A 608-nucleotide genomic window follows, 5' to 3' on the forward strand; every position below is an offset into this window, starting at 1 on the left:
GTGGTGTTGTCGTATGGGGAGTTCGGTGCGCGGGTGAATCGGTTGGCGCGGTTCCTGATCGGGGCGGGGGTGGGTCCGGAGTCGTCGGTGGGTGTGGCGGTGCGTCGTTCGGTGGAGATGCTGGTGGGGATCTGCGCGGTGGTGAAGGCGGGTGGGGCGTATGTCCCGATCGATCCGGATCAGCCTGCCGAGCGGGTGGGGTTTGTGGTGGCGACGGCGGATCCGGTGTTGGTGCTGACCACATCTGGGGATGGGGTGGTGGTGCCTGCGGGTGTGCGGGTGGTGGAACTCGACACCCTGGATGTGTCGGGGTTTTCGGCCGGTGTGGTGGGGGATGGGGAGCGGTTGTCGCGGTTGCGTCCTGCTCATCCGGCGTATGTGATCTTCACGTCGGGGTCGACGGGTCGGCCGAAGGGGGTGGCGGTTCCGCACGAGGGTGTGGTGAATCGGCTGTTGTGGATGCAGGAGCGGTACCCGCTGACGTCGGAGGACGTGATCCTGCAGAAGACGCCGGTGACGTTCGATGTGTCGGTGTGGGAGTTGTTCTGGCCGTTGATCGTCGGGGCGCGGTTGGTGATCGCGGAGCCGGACGGGCACCGCGACCCGGC

The 608-nt window shown here is 67.1% G+C and carries 1 protein-coding gene; it reads left to right on the forward strand.

The window, feature by feature from the left end:
• On the forward strand, positions 1-608 hold a 608-nt coding region (locus tag QM806_RS40945), incomplete at both ends, for an AMP-binding protein (protein WP_283295052.1).

The sequence above is a fragment of the Rhodococcus sp. IEGM 1351 genome, assembly GCF_030056875.1.
GTDB lineage: Bacteria > Actinomycetota > Actinomycetes > Mycobacteriales > Mycobacteriaceae > Rhodococcus_F > Rhodococcus_F opacus.